We start from the raw sequence: 21,273 nt of genomic DNA on the forward strand, positions 1-21,273 counted from the left end.
TATGCGAATTATTGTTTATGGAAGTTTACGGCAAAACCAAGGTAACCATCACTGGATGACGTATGCGCAACTTTTAGGTGAGCATAAGTTAGTGGGGTACAAACTCTATGATTTAGGGTTTTACCCTGCGGTTATTGAAGGTGAAGGAGAGATAGAGTGCGAAGTTTATCGGATAACCCCTTCTATCTTGACAGAGCTTGATGAATTGAAAAAGAATGATCAGGATTACAAGCGACAACTGATTTCAACGCCTTATGGCAGTGCTTGGATCTACCTTTATCAAAAGCCTGTGGATGGTTTACGTGAAATAAAATGTGGTGATTGGTTAAAGCGCCACGAAGAAGAGTAACCGGTTATTACCCTTTTACTCAATATTATGCAAAAACGGCTTGATAGGAATATTGAGCCGTTTTTATTTTTATAAAAGGGGAATAATTTTAATCGAAAATAGTATTTATAATTAATCGTTGTTTAATCTAATAAAATAAATTAGTGGGTTATACATTAATGATAGTCGGTATTGCGATTACATTGATAAGTGGTAGATTACGTATAATGTGTTTGAAGAAAAGAGTAGTACCATTATAAAAAAGCTCTTCAATAAGAAGAGCTTATTCATCAGTAAATTATAAAATAATAACTTACTTAGTTAGTTATTCTGATAGCGTCAGAATTATTTTTTAGCACGTTCGAAAGAAGACAGAATTTCAGCTTTAGCGGCTTCTACGTCTTCCCAACCGTCAACTTTAACCCATTTGCCCGCTTCTAAATCTTTGTAGTGCTCAAAGAAATGTTTGATCTGTGCTTTTAACAGTTCTGGTAGATCAGTCACATCTTTAATGTGATCGTATTCTTTGCTCAGTTTAGTGTGTGGTACTGCAACCAGTTTCGCATCTTCACCTGATTCGTCAGTCATTTTTAGTACGCCAACAGGGCGGCAACGAATAACTGAACCTGGTTGTAATGGGTATGGAGTTGGAACCAGAACGTCTACTGGGTCACCATCTAAAGATAATGTGTTGTTGATGTAACCGTAGTTGCATGGGTAGAACATTGCAGTTGACATAAAACGGTCAACAAACAGTGCACCACTTTCTTTATCAACTTCGTATTTGATAGGATCAGCATTTGCTGGGATTTCAATAACAACATAGATATCTTCTGGTAGTTCTTTACCAGCAGGAACATGATTCAGGCTCATAAAAAATTTCCTATAAAAAAATTAATTTTACGTGGCCTGTAGTATAGCGAAAAGTTTTTAACAATACCCGTTTTTTGCCGAACATGTTGCGTTATGACGTAAAAATAAGCAGTAAATAAAAGGAAGTTCTATTTCCAAAGATGAAAAAACCGGATGAAAAAGAAGCCCGGTTTATCTATGTCGGAGCTAGACCAATGAATTATTCTTCGTCTGGATATTGCGCCATAAAGCTTTCAGCTTGCTCAACCATCGATTTAGTACCTACAAAGAAAGGCATACGTTGGTGAAGCTCTTTAGGTTCGATATCAAGAATACGTTCTTTACCATTACTCGCTTTACCGCCAGCTTGTTCTGCTAAAAACGCCATTGGGTTACATTCATAGAGTAAACGTAATTTACCAGTAGGGTGGCTTGCAGTGCTTGGATAGATATAAATGCCACCTTTCAGTAAGTTACGGTGAAAATCAGCGACTAAAGAACCGATATAACGAGTGGTATAAGGGCGATTAGTGGCTGCATCTTGTTCTTGGCAATACTTAATGTATTTTTTGACACCTAATGGGAATTTGATGTAGTTACCTTCATTGATAGAGTACATATTTCCTGTTGGTGGGAAATGCACACTTTCATGAGATAGGCAGAACACACCTAAAGAAGGGTCATAAGTAAAGGCGTGAACGCCACAACCTGTTGTATAAACTAACATGGTTGATGAGCCATAAACGACATAGCCTGCTGCAACTTGACGATGACCAGGTTGTAAGAAGTCATCTAATGTTACAGATTGGCCAATAGGCGTAATACGGTGGTAAATAGAGAAAATTGTCCCGACGGAAACGTTTACATCAATATTCGACGAACCGTCTAAAGGATCCATTAGTACAACATACTTAGCATTCTCAGCACGATCACCTTCAAAGATTACAATATCATCTTCTTCTTCTGATCCGATACCCGCAACTTCACCACGTGCTTTTAATGCCGCTTTTAGTTTCTCATTCGCGTAAAGATCCAGTTTCATCTGGGCTTCACCTTGAACATTAGAAACACCGTTAGTACCCAGAATATCGACTAACCCTGCTTTATTAATATCACGGTGGATAATTTTAGCCCCAAGCTTAATTGCCGAAAGTAATGCAGTAAGTTCGCCAGTTGCATGGGGAAAATCTTGTTGTTTCTCGACGATAAATTCGCCTAATGTTTTCATGACGCAGGTCCTGAATGTGAGTGGGTAAAGTAAAAAAGGAGGAAAATCTCCTTGGTGGTGGCAAGTTTAGCCAAAGAATCGAATGATTCAAAGGTTAATCCGTTCCTTATCTGCTTTTTGATCGTTAGAATAGTGACCAACTTCATGCTATTGGACAGAAATTCATGCACATTCATATTCTTGGTATTTGTGGCACCTTTATGGGAAGTCTTGCCATTTTAGCTCGAGCTAAGGGACATAAAGTCACAGGCTCTGATGCTAATGTCTATCCACCAATGAGTACCTTATTAGAAAATCAGGGAATTGAACTGATTGAGGGATATGACCCTAAACAATTAGAACCTGTTCCTGACATGGTGATTATTGGTAATGCAATGACACGAGGAAATCCTTGTGTTGAAGCTGTACTTGAAAAAGGTCTGCCTTATACTTCAGGCCCTCAATGGCTACATGATTATATTTTACCTGAACGTTGGGTATTAGCGGTTGCAGGAACTCATGGTAAAACAACAACGGCAGGTATGTTAGCTTGGGTTTTAGAAGATTGTGGCTATAAGCCGGGTTTTTTGATTGGGGGTGTGCCTGGTAATTTCCAAGTTTCAGCACAATTAGGTGAAAGTCCTTTCTTTGTGATTGAAGCCGACGAGTATGATAGCGCTTTCTTCGATAAACGTTCTAAATTTGTACATTACTCACCTCGCACACTGATTTTAAATAACCTTGAATTTGATCATGCCGATATTTTTGACGATTTAGCGGCAATTCAAAAACAATTCCATCATTTAGTTCGTATTGTTCCAGGCAGCGGAAAAATCATCATGCCTGACAACGATATAAATTTAAAACAGACCATTGGAATGGGATGTTGGAGCGAACAAGAATTCACGGGTGAAACAGGCGATTGGCAAGCTAAAAAACTCACTAATGACAGTAGTCATTTTGAGGTGTTTCATAAAGGTGAGCGAGTCGGAGAAGTGTGTTGGGGGCTTTCTGGTGAACACAACATGCAAAATGGCTTAATGGCAATAGTGGCTGCACACCATGTTGGTGTTTTACCTGATGACGCTTGTGAAGCATTAGATAAGTTTGTTAATGCGCGTCGTCGCTTAGAGTTACGTGGTGAAGTTAATCAGGTCAGTGTTTATGATGATTTTGCACACCATCCTACGGCGATTTTAGCAACGCTTGAAGCGTTACGCAGTAAAGTCGGTGGAACCGCGCGTATTATTGCGGTGTTAGAGCCTCGTTCAAATACCATGAAAATGGGAATTAGCAAGGATGATATCGCCCCAGCATTAGGTCGAGCTGATGAAGTATTTTTATTCCAGCCACCGAATATTCAATGGTTAGTGAGTGATATTGCAGAGCATTGCGTACAACCAGCTCGTTGGAGTACCGATCTTGATACATTAGTGGATATGATTGCGAAAGAAGCACAAGCGGGCGATCATATTTTAATTATGAGTAATGGTGGCTTTGGTGGGATACATGAAAAGCTGCTTAAAAAATTAGCTCAGCCTAAAGGATCAGAGAATCAGTATTAATAATAAATAAAAATAAGCCACTGAATGTTTAGTGGCTTATTTTAGGACGTTAGAGTAAAGCGATTATAATTCCTGATCAAACAGGTTTAGGATTGCATCTCGCAACTCTTCTGTTGAAAATCCTGGCGCTGGTGTTGAGAAAATAGTGTCATCACCTGCAATACTGCCAAGGATCCCTTCTGCTTTGCCTAATGAATCTAATAAACGTGCAATAAGTTGTGCCGCACCTGGGCTCGTTCTTATCACCACAACCGAATGGTTATGGTCGATATCGAGTACCAAATTTTTTAATGGGCTACTTGCTGTTGGTACGCCAAGTTCAGTTGGAAGGCAATATACCATTTCCATTTTGGCGTTTCGGGTTCTTACTGCACCAAATTTTGTTAGCATACGAGAGATTTTGGATTGATTAATATTATCAAATCCGGCCTCTTGTAATGCCGTCACAATCTCGCCTTGTGAACTGAATTTTTCTTCTTTCAGCAGGGCTTTAAACGCTTTAACCAAGTCTTCTTGCTTAGAAGGAACGCGCATAGTTCACCTTTAGTGAGTTATCAATAACCTGCGTATTATGCAGAGAAGTGAATTTTTATGCAACAAAAGACGATGAAAGGTGAGAGGTAATCTACTGAAAATTGTAAAGTAGAATGTACTGCAAAAAAGTTTTATTTATCGACTTTGAATGTGATAATTTAAGGAAGTAAAATATTTGTTAAATAAATGATAAGCTTAAATGATTATCATAAGGAGATAGTGCCACTTAACATTTTACCCAATTTATTGGAATTATTTATCAAAAGAGTGCCCACTATCTCATTAACAGATAAGCAATTTGTTTAGAATAACCAAAGTATTATTTTCCACTATAAATGCCTTATTATGCAATATTGCTGTTAAATAATTGTTTTTCAAAAGGTGTATTGCGTAATAGTGAGTCTCTCTAAGGCGTTCCACTATCTCGTAACTAAGGAGTATCAGAATGAAAGTAGCAGTTCTCGGTGCAGCGGGTGGTATTGGTCAGGCACTGGCACTTCTTCTTAAAAATCAGCTTCCAGCTGGTAGTGAACTCTCTTTATATGATATCGCTCCCGTCACACCGGGCGTCGCAGCTGACTTAAGCCATATCCCAACTCAAGTGACTGTAAAAGGTTTTGCCGGCGAAGATCCATCTCCTGCATTAAAAGACGCTGATGTTGTTCTGATTTCTGCGGGTGTTGCTCGTAAACCTGGTATGGATCGTTCAGATCTTTTCAACGTTAACGCAGGCATTGTGCGCAACTTAATTGAAAAGGTAGCACAAAATTGCCCTAAAGCACTTATCGGTATCATTACTAACCCTGTAAATACGACAGTTGCTATTGCTGCTGAAGTACTTAAAAAAGCAGGTGTTTACGATAAAAAACGTCTTTTCGGTATCACCACACTTGATATCATTCGTGCTAATACTTTTGTTGCTGAATTAAAAGGCCAAGATCCTCTGAAAACCAATGTTCCTGTTATTGGTGGGCATTCTGGTGTCACCATTCTTCCTCTACTTTCTCAAGTTGCTGACGTATCATTTACAGATGATGAAATCGCAGCACTGACAAAACGTATCCAAAATGCAGGTACTGAAGTTGTAGAAGCGAAAGCTGGTGGTGGATCAGCAACATTATCAATGGGACAAGCTGCGGCTCGTTTTGGTCTTTCATTAATTCGCGCTTTAAATGGCGAGAAAAATGTTATTGAATGTACCTATACAGAAGGTGACGGAGAATATGCCCGTTTCTTTGCACAACCTATTCTTTTAGGTAAAAACGGTGTAGAGGAATATTTATCTATTGGTAAATTAAGTGATTTTGAAAAACAATCTCTTAATGGCATGTTAGACGTATTGAAAAAAGATATAATTCTTGGTGAAGAATTTATTAATAAATAAAGAAATACTTTTTTTGCTATAAAAATAATGCAAAATTAAATAAAAACCGCTGATATAGTATCAGCGGTTTTTTTTATTAATTATAATGTATGTAATTATTAGTTAATTATTAGTTTTGTCACGAATCTTTCGTTCAAGTAATTCTCCTGTTTCAGGATGAAAATAACGGCTTGGCCAAATTTCAGAAGGAGCAACACCAAGATAATCAGCAATGATTTTTTCTCCTTTAGGCCAAGGGCGTGACAGTGCATTAGCGAGTGTTGAAGAGCTTAACCCTGCTTGGCGAGAGATGGCAGCAAGTGTTGTTCCTCGTTTTCTAAGTGCGGCAATAATATCGGCAGGATGCCAATCAGATTTCCTTGAAATCATTTTTAATCCTTTTTCTATAAAATTAATTGCTGTGTTAGTGGTATAAATAACAGTTTATTAGAAATGTCCTAAAGCATTTAAACTGATTATTTAGAAAATAAAATAACATTATTTTTCTAAAAAGATTTCTGATTTTTTTCTTAATAATTTCTTTTTTGAAGTTGATAACAATTTTAGAGAAACATAATGAAAAAAGAGTGGTATACGGCAAAGGAATTGACGGGTATAGGTGGATTACCTAAATCACCACAAGGTGTAAATGCAAAAGCTAAACGTGAATTTTGGCAAAAACAAAAGATAAAGAATAAGCAAGGTAATGGTGTTGAATATCATTATTCTTGTTTACCAGATAAAACTTTAATTGCTCTGGAACTTTATGAACCATTAGCACATTACAAACTAAATAAAAAAGAGGAGCCACTCGTTATCTGGGTGAAAGCATTCCAACAACTAAATGATGGTGAACAAAAAACATTAACAGAGCTGATATTGCGGGATGGTATTAGAAGTTTTTTAGAAAAACTCGTCAATGATTAGGCGAGTTTAAAGAATCTATTATTGCGTTATCCGCAACAGATATCTATCTGACTAACCTCTTAGTTGAATGTGAGATGAGATCATGAAAAAAGAATGGTATACAGCGAAAGAATTAGTGGGGCTTGCGGGGTTACCTAACTCACCGCAGGGAGTGAACTTGATGGCGCGTCGTGAAGGGTGGGAAAATCGCCGTAAACGTGGTGTGCAGGGGAAAGCTGTCGAGTATTCAGTGAAAAGTCTACCTGATGAGGTCATTGGGGTATTAGCTGCACATGAACCTCCCGCAGAGTATTTATCAAAGCGTCAGGATGCTTTTTTGATCTGGGTGGAAGCGTATTATCAATTAACCAAATCAGAACGTGAAAAAATTGTGAAGTTTGTGCTTCGAGAAGGGTTAGCAAAGCTCATTAGTTATATTGATGCTGATAATCAAGACGCAATTGAGCGAGAAAATGAAGAAGTACTCAATAAATTAAAAAACCCACCAGAGTCGACATAGTCGCTCTGGCAGGCTTTTCTATACCATTAATGGGGTAGTATTATTAGGATTACGATTGACGTTGTACAGCAACGTGAGCAAGCCCAATAAGCGCTTCTTTATAAGGTGAATCAGGTATGATAGATAAAGCTTCAATTGCTTTGTCTGCTTCTTCTTCTGCTTTTTGGCGGGTATATTCCAAAGATCCACTTTGTTTCATGGTATTTAAAACGGTATCCAATAAATGGCGACCATTACCTTGCTCAATAGCTTGGCGAATTAATTGAGATTCTTCTTCATTACCATTATGCATGGCATGAAGTAATGGCAACGTAGGTTTGCCTTCATCAAGATCATCGCCTGTGTTTTTACCCAACTGACTGTTGTCAGCATCATAATCAAGCAGATCGTCAATGAGCTGGAAAGCAGTACCAAGATAACGTCCATAATCTTGGAATGCTTTTTCTTGCTCAGGTGTGGCACCAGAAAGAATGGCTGACGCATGAGAAGCCGCTTCAAATAGGCGCGCTGTTTTACTGTAAATAACTTGCATATAGTCATCTTCAGAAATATTAGGATCGTTACAATTCATTAATTGTAAGACTTCACCTTCGGCGATCACATTGGTGGCGCTAGACATTAATTTTAATACACGCATTGAATCAAGATCCGTCATCATCTGAAAAGATCGTGTATAAATAAAGTCGCCAACAAGCACACTTGCTGCATTTCCAAAGACGGCATTTGCCGTTTGTTTTCCTCTACGCATATCAGATTCATCAACAACATCATCATGTAACAACGTTGCAGTATGAATAAACTCGATAAGCGCTGCGACCGAGATATGTTTGTCACCTTGATAGTCCAATGCTCGTCCAGTGAGCACTGCGATCATTGGTCGGATCCTTTTACCACCACCACTAATGATGTAGTAACCAAGTTGGTTTATCAAAGAAACATCTGAATTAAGCTGGTAAAGGATTGCCTCATTTACCGCAGCCATATCAGCGGATGTTAGTTTTATAATAGATTCTAAATTCATGTTTTTTCGACTTTGGCTCGCCAATGAGCGCGTTATTATTAATAAAAAATGATCATGCCATAGATTTTACTCTCTTATAATTTAGATTGTACTTTAAAAATGGCTGAAATAAATATCGCATAAAAAACTCTTTTTTTTAATGCTAGTTTGCGATCTGTACTTGTCATCGGCACTAAATTTGCGTAGAATTCGCGCCCTATGTGAATATTTTAATTGTGCACTCAAATTATACATATTGGGAGTGTGCGGAAAGCGGAGTTTATATGTACGCGGTTTTCCAAAGTGGTGGTAAACAACACCGAGTCAGCGAAGGTCAAACTATTCGTTTAGAGAAACTTGAAGTAGCTACTGGCGAAACAATCGAGTTTGACACTGTAATGATGGTCGCTAATGGCGATGATATTCAAATTGGCGCTCCAATCCTTGCGGGCGTTAAAGTTAAAGCGGAAGTGGTTGCTCACGGTCGCGGCGAGAAAGTTAAGATTGTTAAGTTCCGTCGTCGTAAACATAGCCGTAAACAACAGGGCCACCGTCAGTGGTTTACTGATGTTAAAATCACTGGTATCGCTTAAGGTTTAGGAGAGTAGTTCAATGGCACATAAAAAGGCTGGCGGCTCGACTCGTAACGGTCGTGATTCCGAAGCAAAACGTCTGGGTGTTAAACGTTTCGGTGGTGAAGCTGTATTAGCAGGTAGCATCATCGTTCGTCAACGTGGTACTAAGTTCCATGCAGGTACTAACGTTGGTTGTGGTCGTGACCACACCCTGTTTGCATTAGCTGACGGAAAAATTAAGTTCGAAGTTAAAGGTCCAAACAACCGTAAATTTATCAGCATCGAAGCTGAATAATTACTGGTCCTTTAAGCACCGAGTCAAAAGCCCTGCAAGTCTGTTGCGGGGCTTTTTATATTTAAAAAAGGCCATCTCTGGGTAATTTCGGCCATCCAGCACGTTAATGGCTACTATACGGAGTAAAATCATGAAATTTGTTGATGAGGCCAAGATCCTGATCGTCGCGGGCGATGGTGGTAACGGCTGTGTGAGCTTTCGTCGCGAAAAATATATCCCTAATGGGGGACCAGACGGTGGTGATGGCGGTGATGGTGGTGATGTCTACATGATTGCAGACGAAAACCTCAATACTCTAATTGATTACCGTTTTACAAAATCTTATCGCGCAGAACGTGGTGAAAATGGTCACAGCCGTGACTGCACCGGTAAGCGTGGTCAAGACATTACAATTAGTGTTCCTGTTGGAACACGAGTCCGTGATTTAGCCACCAATGAAATTATTGCTGACTTAACTGTTCACGGACAAAAACAAATGGTCGCTAAAGGCGGCTTTCACGGTTTAGGTAATACTCGCTTTAAATCTTCGGTTAACCGTGCTCCACGCCAACGTACTATGGGTACTCCGGGTGAATCTCGTGATGTTCTCTTAGAGCTAATGTTATTAGCCGATGTAGGTATGTTAGGTATGCCGAATGCGGGTAAATCAACGTTTATTCGTGCAGTATCGGCAGCAAAACCTAAAGTTGCCGATTATCCGTTTACCACCTTAGTACCGAGCTTAGGTGTGGTACGAATGGATAATCATCAGAGCTTTGTTGTTGCTGATATTCCTGGATTAATCGAAGGCGCTGCTGATGGTGCAGGTCTTGGGATCCAATTCTTAAAACACTTAGAACGCTGTCGTGTGTTATTGCACTTGATCGACATCGATCCTATTGATGGATCAGATCCTGTTGAGAACGCACAAATTATTGTCTCTGAATTAGAGAAATACAGCGAAAAATTAGCACAAAAACCACGTTGGTTAGTATTCAATAAAGTGGATCTTCTTGATGCTGAAGAAGCAAAAGAGAAGGCAAAAGCGATTGTTGAAGCACTGGGTTGGGATGAAAACTATTACATGATAGCGGCCATCAACCAAGAAGGTGTGAAAAAACTTTGCTGGAATATCATGGAATTCCTGAATGTAACACCACGTGAGCAAGATTTAGTGGCGACAGTTGCAGAGCCAGGAAAAGTTGACTTTATGTGGGATGATTACCACAAAGAACAGCTTGAAAATCCTGATTTTGAAGAAGATGACGATGATGATTGGGATGAAGAAGATGATGATGGTATAGAGTTTATCTACCAACGTTAATTATCATTCTTATCATGAAAAAATAAAAAACGCCTGTTTATCAGGCGTTTTCTTTTATCTCGATATCGTAAACTTAGCGGTTATTGTACATATCTTTATACAGGTTAGTTTCAAAACGTACTAAATAGGCGCGCCCTGCATTACGATTTTGCGTTGGTGGTGAATATGCAGAGACGTACTGAACAAAAGCAACTTTTTGTCCATTAGCTGTCGTCATAAAGCCAGCAAGATTATAGACCCCTTTTAGTGAACCCGTTTTGGCAGAAACTTTGCCATCGACACCTGCTTCATGAAAACCGCCTCGGTATTGTAATGTTCCATCGTGTCCAGAGAGGGGAAGCATAGTAATAAAGTTGAGTTCATTTTCGTGTTGCCCAATATATTGAAGGACTTGCATCATTGTTGCAGGTGAAATGAGGTTATGGCGAGAAAGACCTGAACCATCAACCATTACTGTATTACCTAAGTCAATTCCTGCTTTTTGTTTTAAAATCGCACGAGTTGCTTCCGCGCCTGAACGCCACGTTCCAGCAACACCATAATATTCACGTCCAATGGTTCTAAATACAGTGTCTGCAATCATATTGTCAGACTCTTTTAACATTGTAGTAAGCAAGTTATGTAGAGGCTTAGATTGTGTTTGTGCTAATACAGTAACCGGTGCTTTAACGTAAGAGCGACGTTTTATATAGCCATCAAGTTCAATATTAGCTCTTTGTAACTCTTCTTTTAAAATTGTGCCAGCCCAATGCGCACCATCTTGAATAGAAAACATTAAAGGCACTGCATCGTCACGTTTAGGAATACATCCTGTTATTACATAGGTATTTAAATCACGGACAGTGACATCTAATTCGCAAAAACGAGTACGTGTTGAGCCTTTCTCATAAGTTTCAACTTCGCTTAAAACGGTAACTGGGTAAAATGAAGCTTTGCGTATTGTGGCAATATCGCCATCTTTATTGCCACTTTGCAATAAGACAGAAAAACAGTTTTTATCAACAATTGCGGCACTAGGTGGCGCACTAAAACATTGAGTCATATCATTCCAAACCCAACCAGGTGCTTTGTCATGACTCGAAAAAGCAGAAGTATCAATCAGCAAATCGCCATGGACTTTAGTGATGCCGGATTGTTTTAATACTGCGACCATTCCTCTTAACTGTTGGCGAGTTAATGTTGGATCACCGCTGAAACGAAAGATCAAATCTCCGTTGAGTTGATCATTCTTTATTTTGCCTTCCGTCTCCATTGTTGTGGTGAATTGGTAATCACCCCCTAATTGAAGTAATGCCGCCAAGGCGGTGACCACTTTTTGAGTACTGGCAGGAAGAGCTAATTGATCTGCATGATAATTGAGATTAGGAGAAGCTGCGCCCACAGGCTGGGTAATCAAACCCACTTGTGTTCCTTCAGGAAGAAGGGATGTATAGTTTTCAACGGGTATTGCTTGGGTTGAAAAACTGATGATACTTAATGTGTAAAGTATCCGTCGAAATGTTGATAATAAGCGCATAATTTCTCTGTCCGTGACTATAGCGTACTAACGTTACAGTATTGATTGCCAGAGGCTAATACTAAAGGGCAATGAGGGCAAAAGTAAACGATATAACGAGCGATTACTGCATTATCAGAAAATATCTGTTTATTGATTTATAAAGAGAGATAAGGCGTGAAGCAATGCGTCTGTTGTGTTAGATTTAGTTTTAGGTCTGGGGGCTAAGTTTGCTTCCCAACAGCATGAATAAGGGAATAAACGTCTTTCCTTATTCACCGAACATATGTAGAGACAGGCCCAATTTAAGGTTGCCTGTGTCTTTTTTTGTCTTGAGAAGAGTAAATAGATCCTTTTCTCTGTGTTGTTAGTATAAAAAATCAGGATGATACCTATTTTTTATTAGGAATAGTATTGAGGTATTAACACATGAATCAGATCCCTATGACCGTTCTTGGTGCGGAAAAACTACGCGAAGAGCTGGAATATTTAAAAAGTGTTCGTCGTCCCGAAATTATCGCGGCTATTGCAGAAGCGCGTGAGCACGGAGACTTAAAAGAAAACGCAGAATATCATGCAGCAAGAGAGCAACAAGGTTTCTGTGAAGGGCGAGTACAAGAAATTGAAGCAAAATTATCAAATGCTCAGGTCATTGATATTACTAAGATGAATAACAATGGCCGTATTATTTTTGGTTCAACAGTGACTCTGTTAAATGTTGAAACTGAAGAAGAGCAGACCTACCGCATTGTGGGTGATGATGAAGCAAACATTAAAGTTAACTTAATCTCTGTAAATTCACCGATTGCGCGTGGGTTAATTGGTAAAGAGTTAGATGATGTTGTTGTTATCACAACACCGGGTGGACAAGTTGAGTACGAAGTTTTAAACGTAGAATACATTTAATTTATAATTTTACGTTTCTATAGAAAACTAGGCTGCTATCCTGTGGTAATATAAAAAAGGCCTTAAAAGGCCTTTTTTGCCATAGAGTTACTTATGGCATTTTTATATAAAGATACAAGTATTATTTCGGTAAAATAATCTTGCGTGCTTCTGAAGGACGATAAAGAACAAGAATTTTTCCGATTACTTGTACATTCTGTGCACCGCTTTCGCGTACAATCGCTGCCACGATCAAGTTTTTAACATCTCGATCTTCGCCTGCGATTTTGACTTTGATAAGCTCATGGTGTGCCAGAGCGAGTTCAATTTCTGCAAGAACGCCTTCAGTCAACCCGTTGTTACCAATCATAACGACTGGATTCAGGTGATGAGCGAGCCCTTTCAGGTGTTGAATTTGTTTTTTGTTAAGAGTCATCATTAATTTTTGCTTTGTTGGGATTGAAAACACACTATTCTAACGCCATCTCTCACTTATCACCATAAAATGTCGTTAAGACGAGGTTAAATGAGTGAAAGAGTAAAAATTTTGATAGCTAAGTGTATGATAGTTGGAAAACGCAATGGCCAATAAGAAACGTTCTGCAAGCTCTAGCCGCTGGTTACAAGAACATTTTAGTGATAAATATGTTCAGCAAGCAAAGAAAAAAGGGTTTCGCTCTCGTGCTTGGTTTAAACTGGAAGAAATTCAGCAAAGTGACAATATCTTTAAACCAGGTATGACCGTTGTCGATTTAGGGGCAGCCCCAGGTGGGTGGTCTCAATATGTTGTACAGCAGTTAGGAAGTAAAGGTCGAATCATCGCATGTGACCTTTTGCCTATGGATCCTATCGTCGGAGTCGATTTCCTTCAAGGCGATTTTCGTGATGAACTTGTGTTGAAGGCATTGCTTGATAGAGTAGGTGAAAATAAAGTCCAGGTTGTCATGTCTGACATGGCTCCAAACATGAGCGGTACACCCGCGGTCGATATCCCTCGATCCATGTATTTAGTAGAGTTAGCGCTTGATATGTGTCGTGATGTACTGGCTCCCGGGGGAAGTTTTATTGTCAAGGTGTTTCAGGGAGAAGGCTTTGATGAGTACCTGGGGCAAATACGCTCCCTGTTTACGAAAGTGAAAGTTCGTAAACCAGACGCTTCGCGGTCTCGTTCTCGTGAGGTATATATTGTAGCCACAGGGCGTAAACTTTAGTACCCTAAAGCTATTTGTTAACACAGTTGTAATATGAGGTTAATCCCTTGAGTGACATGGCGAAAAACCTGATCCTCTGGCTAGTTATTGCAGTCGTTTTGATGTCATTATTCCAGAGCTTCGGACCCAGCGATTCGAATAGTCGTAAGGTGGATTACTCTACCTTTATCAATGAGTTAACTAATAACCAATTACGCGAGGTCAGCATAAGTGGTTATGATATTAATGTAACTAAAACAGATAACTCAAAGTACAGCACGTATATGCCTATGCGTGATGACAACCTGCTGACCACTTTAATGAACCGTAATGTAAAAGTAACAGGTGAACCACTTGAAGGCCAAAGCCTTCTGACTCAAATTTTTGTGTCTTGGTTCCCAATGCTATTACTTATTGGTCTTTGGATTTTCTTTATGCGCCAAATGCAAGGTGGTGGCGGTAAAGGTGCGATGTCTTTCGGTAAAAGCAAGGCTCGCATGTTGACAGAAGACCAAATCAAAACAACCTTTGCTGATGTTGCAGGTTGTGATGAAGCAAAAGAAGAAGTAAGCGAATTAGTTGAATATTTACGTGATCCGGGTCGCTTCCAGAAATTAGGGGGTAAAATCCCTAAAGGTATTCTGATGGTAGGGCCTCCTGGTACAGGTAAAACGTTATTAGCGAAAGCCATTGCAGGCGAAGCAAAAGTACCATTCTTCACCATTTCAGGTTCTGATTTCGTTGAAATGTTTGTGGGTGTTGGTGCTTCACGTGTTCGTGACATGTTCGAACAAGCTAAAAAAACCGCGCCTTGTATTATCTTTATCGATGAAATAGATGCCGTAGGGCGTCAACGTGGTGCTGGTTTAGGTGGTGGTCATGATGAACGTGAACAAACATTGAACCAAATGCTCGTTGAAATGGATGGTTTTGAAGGAAATGAAGGGATTATCGTTATTGCGGCAACTAACCGCCCTGACGTTTTAGACCCTGCGTTACTCCGTCCTGGCCGTTTTGACCGTCAAGTGGTTGTAGGTTTACCTGATGTCCGTGGACGTGAACAAATTCTTAAAGTCCATATGCGTCGCGTACCTTTATCACCAGATGTTGATCCTGCAATTCTAGCACGCGGTACACCGGGTTTCTCTGGTGCAGACTTAGCTAACTTAGTTAATGAGGCTGCTTTATTTGCTGCTCGTGGTAATAAACGTGTTGTTTCAATGGTCGAGTTTGAAAAAGCAAAAGATAAGATAATGATGGGTGCGGAACGTCGTTCGATGGTGATGACGGAAGAACAAAAAGCATCAACAGCTTATCATGAAGCCGGTCACGCGATTATTGGACGTTTAGTACCAGAACATGATCCTGTGCATAAAGTGACGATTATTCCTCGCGGACGTGCATTAGGTGTGACTTTCTTCTTACCTGAAGGTGACCAAATCAGTGCTAGCCGTCAGAAATTAGAGAGCCAAATTTCAACACTGTATGGTGGACGCTTAGCAGAAGAAATTATTTATGGTGTTGAGCATGTTTCTACAGGTGCCTCTAACGACATTAAAGTAGCAACAAATATTGCACGTAACATGGTGACACAGTGGGGTTTCTCTGAAAAATTAGGGCCATTACTGTATGCAGAAGAAGACGGCGAAGTATTCTTAGGTCGTTCTGTTGCGAAAGCGCAACATATGTCTGATGAAACTGCTCGTACTATTGATGAAGAAATTAAAGCTATCGTTGATCGTAACTACGTTCGTGCTCGTCAGATCTTGATGGATAATCTTGATATTCTTCATTCAATGAAAGATGCGCTGATGACTTATGAAACTATCGATGCACCTCAAATTGATGATTTAATGAATCGTCGTGATGTTCGCCCACCTGCAGGTTGGGAAGGCAGTAATGGCAATAGTAATGCAACAACTACTGCCCAGCCGACACAAACGCATGTGGCAAGTGAGCCAAAAGATAAGTCTGAGTCAGAAAGTGATACGCCTTCTGATAAAAATACTCACTAATCCTTATTGGGTTATACATATTGAGTAAGCTATAAATACAAACCCCAGGCTTCTGGGGTTTTTTTATGAAGGTATCAATGAAATGAAATTAATTGCTAGAGGAAGAGAACTTAATTTATCAACACCTCAAGTTATGGGGATTTTGAATGTCACTCCGGATTCTTTCTCTGATGGTGGCACTCATAATTCACTTAATGATGCGGTTAACCACGCAGCAAAATTAATTACTGAAGGGGCTTCTATCATCGATATAGGTGGTGAATCGACAAGACCTGGTGCAAATGATGTCTCTATAGATGAAGAGTTACAACGTGTTGTTCCTGTTGTTGAAGCTATTCGTAAGCGTTTTGATGTTTGGATTTCTGTTGATACATCTAAAGCTCAAGTGATTACTGAATCGGCAAATGTAGGGGCTTCAATTATCAATGATATTCGCTCTTTACAAGAACCAGGAGCGCTTGAAGCCGCAGCTAAAACGGGTTTACCTGTGTGTATTATGCATATGCAAGGTGACCCTAAAACTATGCAACAATCACCACATTATGAGAATGTGATGATAGATGTGGATTGTTTTTTACGAGAAAATATTCAACGTTGCGTTGATGCTGGTATTGAAAAAAATCAAATTATTCTTGATCCAGGGTTCGGCTTTGGTAAAAATTTAGCGCATAATTACCAATTATTAGCGCACTTAAGTGAACTTCATCACTTTGGTCTACCTATACTTGCTGGGATGTCACGCAAATCAATGGTTGGACAACTATTGAATGTGCCACCACAAGAGCGTGTTGCTGGTAGCGTGGCCTGTGCTGTCATTGCGGCAATGCAAGGCGCACAAATTATTCGTGTACACGATGTTAAAGAGACAGTTGATGCGATGAAAGTCGTACAAGCGACTCTTTCTGCAAAGGAAAATAATGAATGAGCGAACGTAAATACTTTGGAACAGATGGTATCCGTGGAAAAGTAGGTGATAGTCCAATTACACCTGATTTTGTATTAAAACTGGGTTGGGCTGCGGGCAAAGTATTAGCACGTCATGGCTCTCGTAAAATCATTATTGGTAAAGACACACGAATTTCAGGCTATATGCTGGAGTCTGCATTAGAAGCCGGTTTAGCGGCTGCGGGATTATCAGCCTCATTTACAGGGCCAATGCCAACACCTGCGGTTGCTTATTTAACTCGCACATTTCGCGCTGAAGCAGGGATTGTGATTTCAGCTTCTCATAACCCTTATTACGATAATGGGATCAAATTTTTCTCTATTGACGGTACAAAATTACCAGATGAAGTAGAAGAAGCCATTGAAGCAGAAATGGAAAAGCCGATTACTTGTGTTGAATCAGCAGAGCTGGGTCGAGCAAATCGTATCGTGGATGCAGCAGGTCGTTATATTGAATTTTGTAAAGGCACATTCCCTAACGAAAACAATCTTAATGGCTTAAAAGTGGTTGTTGATTGTGCACATGGTGCAACATACCACATTGCACCTAATGTATTTCGTGAATTAGGCGCGGAAGTTATTACGATTGGTTGTGAACCAACGGGGATTAATATAAATGCTGAATGTGGTGCAACCGATGTTCGTATGTTGCAACAACGTGTACTTGAAGAAGGTGCAGACGTTGGTTTAGCATTCGATGGTGACGGTGACCGTATTATTATGGTTGACCATCAAGGCTTAAAAGTTGATGGTGACCAGATTCTCTATATTATTGCGAGAGAAGCGTTGCGCCAAGGGCAATTACGTGGTGGTGCTGTTGGTACACTGATGAGTAATATGGGATTGGAAATTGCACTTAAGCAACTAGGTATTCCTTTTGTACGAGCTAAAGTGGGTGACCGCTATGTGCTTGAAAAATTACAAGAGAAAGGCTGGCGTTTAGGTGCTGAAAACTCAGGCCACATTATTTTATTAGATAAAACAACCACTGGTGATGGCATTGTTGCAGGCTTACAAGTTTTAAGTGCAATGGTTCGTAATCATATGAGTTTGCATGATTTATGCAGTGGCATGAAACTATTACCTCAAATTTTAGTGAATGTTCGCTTCACAGGAAGTCATGATCCATTACAAACGCCTGAAGTTCAGAAAGTCGCTAAAGCGGTTGAAGAAGAACTTGCAGGTAAAGGGCGTGTACTGTTACGTAAATCAGGCACAGAGCCTTTAATTCGAGTGATGGTTGAAGGCGAAAATGAAGAACAAGTTACAGCGATGGCTAATCGTATTGCTGACGCTGTGAAGCACGTAGGTTAATTGATGCTTTTTTCTTCAATCAATCACTTTGTCGCAAAATAACCTTGCTTGTCAGTTCAGCTTTGGTTAGTATTCACACCCGCTTAGTAAGGTCTTGAACTAAAGCGGGTGAAGCAATCGAAGGTTATCGTTAAGACGATAAGTTCCATAGAAAAGGTAACGCAAATGTATACGGCACTCATTGTTATTCTTATCATTGTAGCAACAGGGCTAGTTGGTCTGATCCTGTTACAGCAGGGTAAAGGTGCTGATATGGGCGCTTCTTTTGGTGCAGGTGCTTCCGGTACAGTATTTGGTTCAAGCGGTTCAGCTAACTTTATGACCCGTATGACCGCTGTTTTAGCAACAGCTTTTATTGTACTTGCCCTTATTTTAGGTAATCTAAGTGCCAATAAAACTGTGCGTGAAGACAGCAAATGGATGTCTATCGAGCAGACTACAGAAGAAGCAAAAAAAGCTGAGCAATTAGCAGCGCCTGTAGCGCCAGCAAATACAGATATTCCGCAGTAAACTAAGTAAAGATTTAAATGAGATTGTTAATATTTACGCAATAACAGTCTCATTAAAGTGCCGAGGTGGTGAAATTGGTATACACGCTACCTTGAGGTGGTAGTGCCTATAAAACGGGCGTACGGGTTCAAGTCCCGTTCTCGGCACCATTATTCCAGATAGCTTGCGTTTTGCTTGTTATCAGCGTAAAATTTGCCACGTTTTTCGAACGCGGGGTGGAGCAGCTTGGTAGCTCGTCGGGCTCATAACCCGAAGGTCGTCGGTTCAAATCCGGCCCCCGCAACCACTTCTAACAATACAGCACTTTTCTCATTAATCATCTTTTTGAACCGATTATGATCCTGAGTGGAATGTGCCGTAAGAAGAGGTTATTCTCGAATGGCAAGTTACAGGGTCCAGTTGCATAAAGCCCCGAATTTCGGGGTTTTTTGTTATCAGAGAATAGAATACTGGGCTATAGGCCCTTTTTTTATGCCTTGGGGGTGGGTTTGTCCACATTAGAGCAAAAATTAACAGCGATGATTTCAGCACCAGTAGAAGCATTAGGCTTTGAATTTGTCGGTCTTGAGTTTATTCGTGGCCGAGAATCAACATTGCGCATCTATATTGATAGTGAAGACGGTATCACTGTTGATGATTGTGCTGATGTTAGCCACCAGGTCAGTGCTGTGCTGGATGTTGAAGATCCAATTCAAACAGTTTATAACCTTGAGATTTCTTCTCCTGGTTTAGAACGACCTTTATTCACTGCAACGCATTATGAGCAATTTATCGGTGAAGAAGCCGCTATCGTATTACGAATTGCAATGCAAAACCGCCGTAAATGGCAGGGCATTATTAAGTCTGTCGCTGGCGAAATGATCACGGTTACTGTGGATGGTAAAGACGAAGTGTTCGCACTGAGCAACATCCAGAAAGCTAACCTGGTACCCCACTTTTAAGTTTTGAAGAGGCAACTAGGATGAACAAAGAGATTCTGGCTGTTGTGGAAGCGGTCTCTAACGAAAAATCTCTTCCTCGTGAAAAGATTTTTGAAGCACTGGAAACCGCACTAGCGACAGCAACTAAGAAAAAATACGAGCAAGAAATTGATGTTCGCGTATGTATCGACCGTAAAACCGGTGACTTTGATACATTCCGCCGTTGGGTTGCTGTAGATGAAGTGACTCAGCCTACTCGTGAAATTACACTTGAAGCTGCTCAATATGAAGATCCTAGTATCGAACTAGGTGGTTATATTGAAGATCAGATTGAATCAGTTACTTTCGACCGTATTACAACACAAACTGCAAAACAAGTTATCGTACAAAAAGTACGTGAAGCTGAAAGAGCAATGGTTGTTGATCAATTCCGCGAACAATTAGGCGAAATTATCACGGGTGTTGTGAAGAAAGTAAACCGTGAAAACATCACCCTAGACTTAGGAAATAACGCAGAAGCCGTTATTTTACGCGAAGATATGTTACCGCGTGAAAACTTCCGTCCGGGCGACCGTTTACGCGGTGTATTATACGATGTACGTACAGAAACTCGTGGTGCACAACTTTTCGTGACGCGTTCTCGCCCTGAAATGCTGGTTGAACTTTTCCGCATTGAAGTGCCAGAAATTGGCGAAGAAATCATTGAAATTAAAGCTGCAGCGCGTGATCCAGGTTCTCGTGCCAAAATCGCAGTAAAAACTAACGACAAGCGTATTGACCCAGTGGGTGCTTGTGTTGGTATGCGTGGCGCACGTGTACAAGCCGTTTCCAGTGAATTGGGCGGCGAGCGAATTGATATTGTTCTGTGGGATGATAATCCTGCACAATTCGTGATTAATGCAATGGCTCCGGCAGATGTTGCTTCTATTGTTGTCGATGAAGACAAATGTACAATGGATGTTGCAGTTGAAAGCAGTAACCTTGCTCAGGCGATTGGCCGTAACGGTCAAAACGTACGTCTGGCAGCTCAGTTACTGAAAAAACATCGTGGTGATGACAAGTGGGAATTAAACGTCATGACTGCTGATGAATTGAATGCAAAACATCAGGCAGAAGCAAACGCAGCCATTGAAATATTTACTAAGCATCTCGACATTGATGAAGACTTCGCAACTGTTTTAGTTGAAGAAGGTTTCTCTACCCTTGAAGAGTTAGTTTATGTGCCAATCAGTGAACTGCTGGCGATTGACGGATTAGATGAAGACACCGTTGAAGCTCTACGTGAAAGAGCAAAAGCAGCATTAACAACGATTGAATTGGCTCAAAAAGAAAGCCTAGGCGATAACCAGCCAGCCGAGGACTTATTAGCTCTCGAAGGCTTGGAGCGCTCTTTAGCATTTGATCTAGCTGCCCGTGGTATCTGCACACTGGAAGATCTTGCCGAACAGGGTATCGACGACCTAACTGATATTGAAGGTTTAAATAGTGAGCGCGCAGGCGAACTCATTATGGCCGCACGTAATATCTGCTGGTTTGGGAATGATGCGTAAC

At 40.3% G+C, this 21,273-nt stretch carries 23 protein-coding genes and 2 tRNA genes; 18 read left to right on the forward strand and 7 right to left on the reverse strand.

The window, feature by feature from the left end; genetic code table 11:
- The first annotated feature begins 1 nt into the window (after position 1).
- Positions 2 to 349, forward strand: coding sequence for a gamma-glutamylcyclotransferase (locus tag GWI68_RS10975; protein WP_023583593.1), 348 nt, complete (start codon positions 2 to 4; stop codon positions 347 to 349).
- A 324-nt stretch (positions 350 to 673) separates the two neighbouring features.
- Here GWI68_RS10975 and ppa read toward each other — a convergent pair whose 3' ends face one another.
- On the reverse strand, positions 674 to 1,201 hold the full coding sequence (gene ppa, locus GWI68_RS10980; protein WP_166540294.1) for an inorganic diphosphatase: 528 nt from the start codon (positions 1,199 to 1,201) through the stop codon (positions 674 to 676).
- A gap of 199 nt (positions 1,202 to 1,400) precedes the next feature.
- Positions 1,401 to 2,408: a class 1 fructose-bisphosphatase gene (gene fbp / locus GWI68_RS10985; RefSeq protein ID WP_023583589.1), complete on the reverse strand. Its 1,008-nt coding sequence runs from the start codon at positions 2,406 to 2,408 to the stop codon at positions 1,401 to 1,403.
- A gap of 164 nt (positions 2,409 to 2,572) precedes the next feature.
- On the opposite strand from fbp, the gene mpl reads away from it, so the two are divergent.
- Complete coding sequence (gene mpl, locus GWI68_RS10990; protein WP_166540295.1) at positions 2,573 to 3,952, forward strand: UDP-N-acetylmuramate:L-alanyl-gamma-D-glutamyl-meso-diaminopimelate ligase; 1,380 nt, start codon at positions 2,573 to 2,575, stop codon at positions 3,950 to 3,952.
- A gap of 63 nt (positions 3,953 to 4,015) precedes the next feature.
- On the opposite strand, the gene argR is transcribed toward mpl, so the two are convergent.
- A complete protein-coding gene (gene argR, locus GWI68_RS10995) occupies positions 4,016 to 4,486 on the reverse strand; it encodes a transcriptional regulator ArgR (RefSeq protein WP_006535714.1) in 471 nt (156 codons plus the stop codon).
- A gap of 445 nt (positions 4,487 to 4,931) precedes the next feature.
- Between argR and mdh the strand changes: the two genes are divergently transcribed.
- The gene (gene mdh, locus GWI68_RS11000; protein ID WP_166540296.1) at positions 4,932 to 5,870 is read left to right on the forward strand and encodes a malate dehydrogenase; all 939 of its coding nucleotides are present in this window, start codon (positions 4,932 to 4,934) and stop codon (positions 5,868 to 5,870) included.
- Positions 5,871 to 5,972: 102 nt separating this feature from the next.
- On the opposite strand, the gene GWI68_RS11005 is transcribed toward mdh, so the two are convergent.
- Positions 5,973 to 6,239, reverse strand: a complete 267-nt coding sequence (locus tag GWI68_RS11005; RefSeq protein WP_072069577.1) for a helix-turn-helix transcriptional regulator — start codon at positions 6,237 to 6,239, stop codon at positions 5,973 to 5,975.
- Positions 6,240 to 6,425: 186 nt separating this feature from the next.
- On the opposite strand from GWI68_RS11005, the gene GWI68_RS11010 reads away from it, so the two are divergent.
- A complete protein-coding gene (locus GWI68_RS11010) occupies positions 6,426 to 6,776 on the forward strand; it encodes a DNA-binding protein (RefSeq protein ID WP_072069576.1) in 351 nt (116 codons plus the stop codon).
- Between the two features lie 82 nt (positions 6,777 to 6,858).
- The gene (locus GWI68_RS11015) at positions 6,859 to 7,275 is read left to right on the forward strand and encodes a DNA-binding protein (protein ID WP_036939375.1); all 417 of its coding nucleotides are present in this window, start codon (positions 6,859 to 6,861) and stop codon (positions 7,273 to 7,275) included.
- A gap of 49 nt (positions 7,276 to 7,324) precedes the next feature.
- Here the strand turns inward: GWI68_RS11015 and ispB are convergent, their stop codons facing one another.
- On the reverse strand, positions 7,325 to 8,296 hold the full coding sequence (gene ispB / locus GWI68_RS11020; RefSeq protein ID WP_109408495.1) for an octaprenyl diphosphate synthase: 972 nt from the start codon (positions 8,294 to 8,296) through the stop codon (positions 7,325 to 7,327).
- A gap of 263 nt (positions 8,297 to 8,559) precedes the next feature.
- Here ispB and rplU point away from each other — a divergent pair, with 263 nt between their 5' ends.
- The 3 genes from rplU to cgtA all read left to right on the forward strand — a co-directional run bounded on the left by rplU (position 8,560) and on the right by cgtA (position 10,448).
- The gene (gene rplU / locus GWI68_RS11025) at positions 8,560 to 8,868 is read left to right on the forward strand and encodes a 50S ribosomal protein L21 (RefSeq protein WP_036939370.1); all 309 of its coding nucleotides are present in this window, start codon (positions 8,560 to 8,562) and stop codon (positions 8,866 to 8,868) included.
- 19 nt (positions 8,869 to 8,887) lie between these two features.
- The gene (rpmA, locus tag GWI68_RS11030; protein ID WP_006535706.1) at positions 8,888 to 9,145 is read left to right on the forward strand and encodes a 50S ribosomal protein L27; all 258 of its coding nucleotides are present in this window, start codon (positions 8,888 to 8,890) and stop codon (positions 9,143 to 9,145) included.
- Positions 9,146 to 9,275: 130 nt separating this feature from the next.
- Complete coding sequence (gene cgtA / locus GWI68_RS11035) at positions 9,276 to 10,448, forward strand: Obg family GTPase CgtA (RefSeq protein ID WP_166540297.1); 1,173 nt, start codon at positions 9,276 to 9,278, stop codon at positions 10,446 to 10,448.
- Positions 10,449 to 10,521: 73 nt separating this feature from the next.
- On the opposite strand, the gene dacB is transcribed toward cgtA, so the two are convergent.
- Positions 10,522 to 11,964, reverse strand: a complete 1,443-nt coding sequence (gene dacB / locus GWI68_RS11040; RefSeq protein WP_109408497.1) for a serine-type D-Ala-D-Ala carboxypeptidase — start codon at positions 11,962 to 11,964, stop codon at positions 10,522 to 10,524.
- A gap of 408 nt (positions 11,965 to 12,372) precedes the next feature.
- On the opposite strand from dacB, the gene greA reads away from it, so the two are divergent.
- Positions 12,373 to 12,849 carry a transcription elongation factor GreA gene (gene greA, locus GWI68_RS11045; RefSeq protein WP_072069572.1) on the forward strand — a complete coding sequence of 159 codons (477 nt, stop codon included), beginning with the start codon at positions 12,373 to 12,375 and terminating at the stop codon, positions 12,847 to 12,849.
- A gap of 121 nt (positions 12,850 to 12,970) precedes the next feature.
- Here greA and yhbY read toward each other — a convergent pair whose 3' ends face one another.
- On the reverse strand, positions 12,971 to 13,264 hold the full coding sequence (yhbY, locus tag GWI68_RS11050; protein ID WP_036914752.1) for a ribosome assembly RNA-binding protein YhbY: 294 nt from the start codon (positions 13,262 to 13,264) through the stop codon (positions 12,971 to 12,973).
- A gap of 145 nt (positions 13,265 to 13,409) precedes the next feature.
- On the opposite strand from yhbY, the gene rlmE reads away from it, so the two are divergent.
- The 9 genes from rlmE to nusA all read left to right on the forward strand — a co-directional run bounded on the left by rlmE (position 13,410) and on the right by nusA (position 21,272).
- Positions 13,410 to 14,039: a 23S rRNA (uridine(2552)-2'-O)-methyltransferase RlmE gene (gene rlmE, locus GWI68_RS11055; RefSeq protein ID WP_036939360.1), complete on the forward strand. Its 630-nt coding sequence runs from the start codon at positions 13,410 to 13,412 to the stop codon at positions 14,037 to 14,039.
- Between the two features lie 47 nt (positions 14,040 to 14,086).
- Positions 14,087 to 16,033: an ATP-dependent zinc metalloprotease FtsH gene (gene ftsH, locus GWI68_RS11060; protein WP_109408498.1), complete on the forward strand. Its 1,947-nt coding sequence runs from the start codon at positions 14,087 to 14,089 to the stop codon at positions 16,031 to 16,033.
- A gap of 82 nt (positions 16,034 to 16,115) precedes the next feature.
- Positions 16,116 to 16,958 carry a dihydropteroate synthase gene (gene folP, locus GWI68_RS11065; RefSeq protein ID WP_166540298.1) on the forward strand — a complete coding sequence of 281 codons (843 nt, stop codon included), beginning with the start codon at positions 16,116 to 16,118 and terminating at the stop codon, positions 16,956 to 16,958.
- Positions 16,955 to 18,292, forward strand: coding sequence for a phosphoglucosamine mutase (gene glmM, locus GWI68_RS11070; protein WP_109408500.1), 1,338 nt, complete (start codon positions 16,955 to 16,957; stop codon positions 18,290 to 18,292). The genes folP and glmM overlap by 4 nt, the downstream gene beginning before the upstream one ends.
- 165 nt (positions 18,293 to 18,457) lie before the next feature.
- Positions 18,458 to 18,802 (forward strand): preprotein translocase subunit SecG, encoded by a 345-nt coding sequence (secG, locus tag GWI68_RS11075; RefSeq protein WP_036914692.1) that lies wholly within the window; start codon positions 18,458 to 18,460, stop codon positions 18,800 to 18,802.
- 59 nt (positions 18,803 to 18,861) lie between these two features.
- A tRNA-Leu gene (locus GWI68_RS11080) sits at positions 18,862 to 18,951 on the forward strand.
- A gap of 60 nt (positions 18,952 to 19,011) precedes the next feature.
- Positions 19,012 to 19,088: transfer RNA gene (locus GWI68_RS11085), tRNA-Met, on the forward strand.
- Between the two features lie 202 nt (positions 19,089 to 19,290).
- Entirely contained in the window at positions 19,291 to 19,743 is a 453-nt protein-coding gene (rimP, locus tag GWI68_RS11090) for a ribosome maturation factor RimP (RefSeq protein ID WP_072069568.1), read from the forward strand.
- A gap of 20 nt (positions 19,744 to 19,763) precedes the next feature.
- On the forward strand, positions 19,764 to 21,272 hold the full coding sequence (gene nusA / locus GWI68_RS11095; protein ID WP_006535691.1) for a transcription termination factor NusA: 1,509 nt from the start codon (positions 19,764 to 19,766) through the stop codon (positions 21,270 to 21,272).
- The last annotated feature ends 1 nt before the right edge of the window (position 21,273 follow it).

Origin of the sequence: Proteus sp. G2669, from assembly GCF_009915245.1 — a bacterium.
In the GTDB taxonomy this organism is placed as follows: domain Bacteria; phylum Pseudomonadota; class Gammaproteobacteria; order Enterobacterales; family Enterobacteriaceae; genus Proteus.

Coding starts and splice junctions, on each gene's coding strand:
- GWI68_RS11010 (WP_072069576.1), top strand. CDS start 6,426: ATGAAAAAAGAGTGGTATACGGCAAAGGAATTGACGGGTATAGGTGGA.
- greA (WP_072069572.1), top strand. CDS start 12,373: ATGAATCAGATCCCTATGACCGTTCTTGGTGCGGAAAAACTACGCGAA.
- ispB (WP_109408495.1), bottom strand. CDS start 8,296: ATGAATTTAGAATCTATTATAAAACTAACATCCGCTGATATGGCTGCG.
- fbp (WP_023583589.1), bottom strand. CDS start 2,408: ATGAAAACATTAGGCGAATTTATCGTCGAGAAACAACAAGATTTTCCC.
- rlmE (WP_036939360.1), top strand. CDS start 13,410: ATGGCCAATAAGAAACGTTCTGCAAGCTCTAGCCGCTGGTTACAAGAA.
- mpl (WP_166540295.1), top strand. CDS start 2,573: ATGCACATTCATATTCTTGGTATTTGTGGCACCTTTATGGGAAGTCTT.
- glmM (WP_109408500.1), top strand. CDS start 16,955: ATGAGCGAACGTAAATACTTTGGAACAGATGGTATCCGTGGAAAAGTA.
- GWI68_RS11005 (WP_072069577.1), bottom strand. CDS start 6,239: ATGATTTCAAGGAAATCTGATTGGCATCCTGCCGATATTATTGCCGCA.
- yhbY (WP_036914752.1), bottom strand. CDS start 13,264: ATGACTCTTAACAAAAAACAAATTCAACACCTGAAAGGGCTCGCTCAT.
- GWI68_RS11015 (WP_036939375.1), top strand. CDS start 6,859: ATGAAAAAAGAATGGTATACAGCGAAAGAATTAGTGGGGCTTGCGGGG.
- nusA (WP_006535691.1), top strand. CDS start 19,764: ATGAACAAAGAGATTCTGGCTGTTGTGGAAGCGGTCTCTAACGAAAAA.
- dacB (WP_109408497.1), bottom strand. CDS start 11,964: ATGCGCTTATTATCAACATTTCGACGGATACTTTACACATTAAGTATC.
- mdh (WP_166540296.1), top strand. CDS start 4,932: ATGAAAGTAGCAGTTCTCGGTGCAGCGGGTGGTATTGGTCAGGCACTG.
- rpmA (WP_006535706.1), top strand. CDS start 8,888: ATGGCACATAAAAAGGCTGGCGGCTCGACTCGTAACGGTCGTGATTCC.
- cgtA (WP_166540297.1), top strand. CDS start 9,276: ATGAAATTTGTTGATGAGGCCAAGATCCTGATCGTCGCGGGCGATGGT.
- argR (WP_006535714.1), bottom strand. CDS start 4,486: ATGCGCGTTCCTTCTAAGCAAGAAGACTTGGTTAAAGCGTTTAAAGCC.
- rplU (WP_036939370.1), top strand. CDS start 8,560: ATGTACGCGGTTTTCCAAAGTGGTGGTAAACAACACCGAGTCAGCGAA.
- folP (WP_166540298.1), top strand. CDS start 16,116: ATGAAATTAATTGCTAGAGGAAGAGAACTTAATTTATCAACACCTCAA.
- ppa (WP_166540294.1), bottom strand. CDS start 1,201: ATGAGCCTGAATCATGTTCCTGCTGGTAAAGAACTACCAGAAGATATC.
- GWI68_RS10975 (WP_023583593.1), top strand. CDS start 2: ATGCGAATTATTGTTTATGGAAGTTTACGGCAAAACCAAGGTAACCAT.
- secG (WP_036914692.1), top strand. CDS start 18,458: ATGTATACGGCACTCATTGTTATTCTTATCATTGTAGCAACAGGGCTA.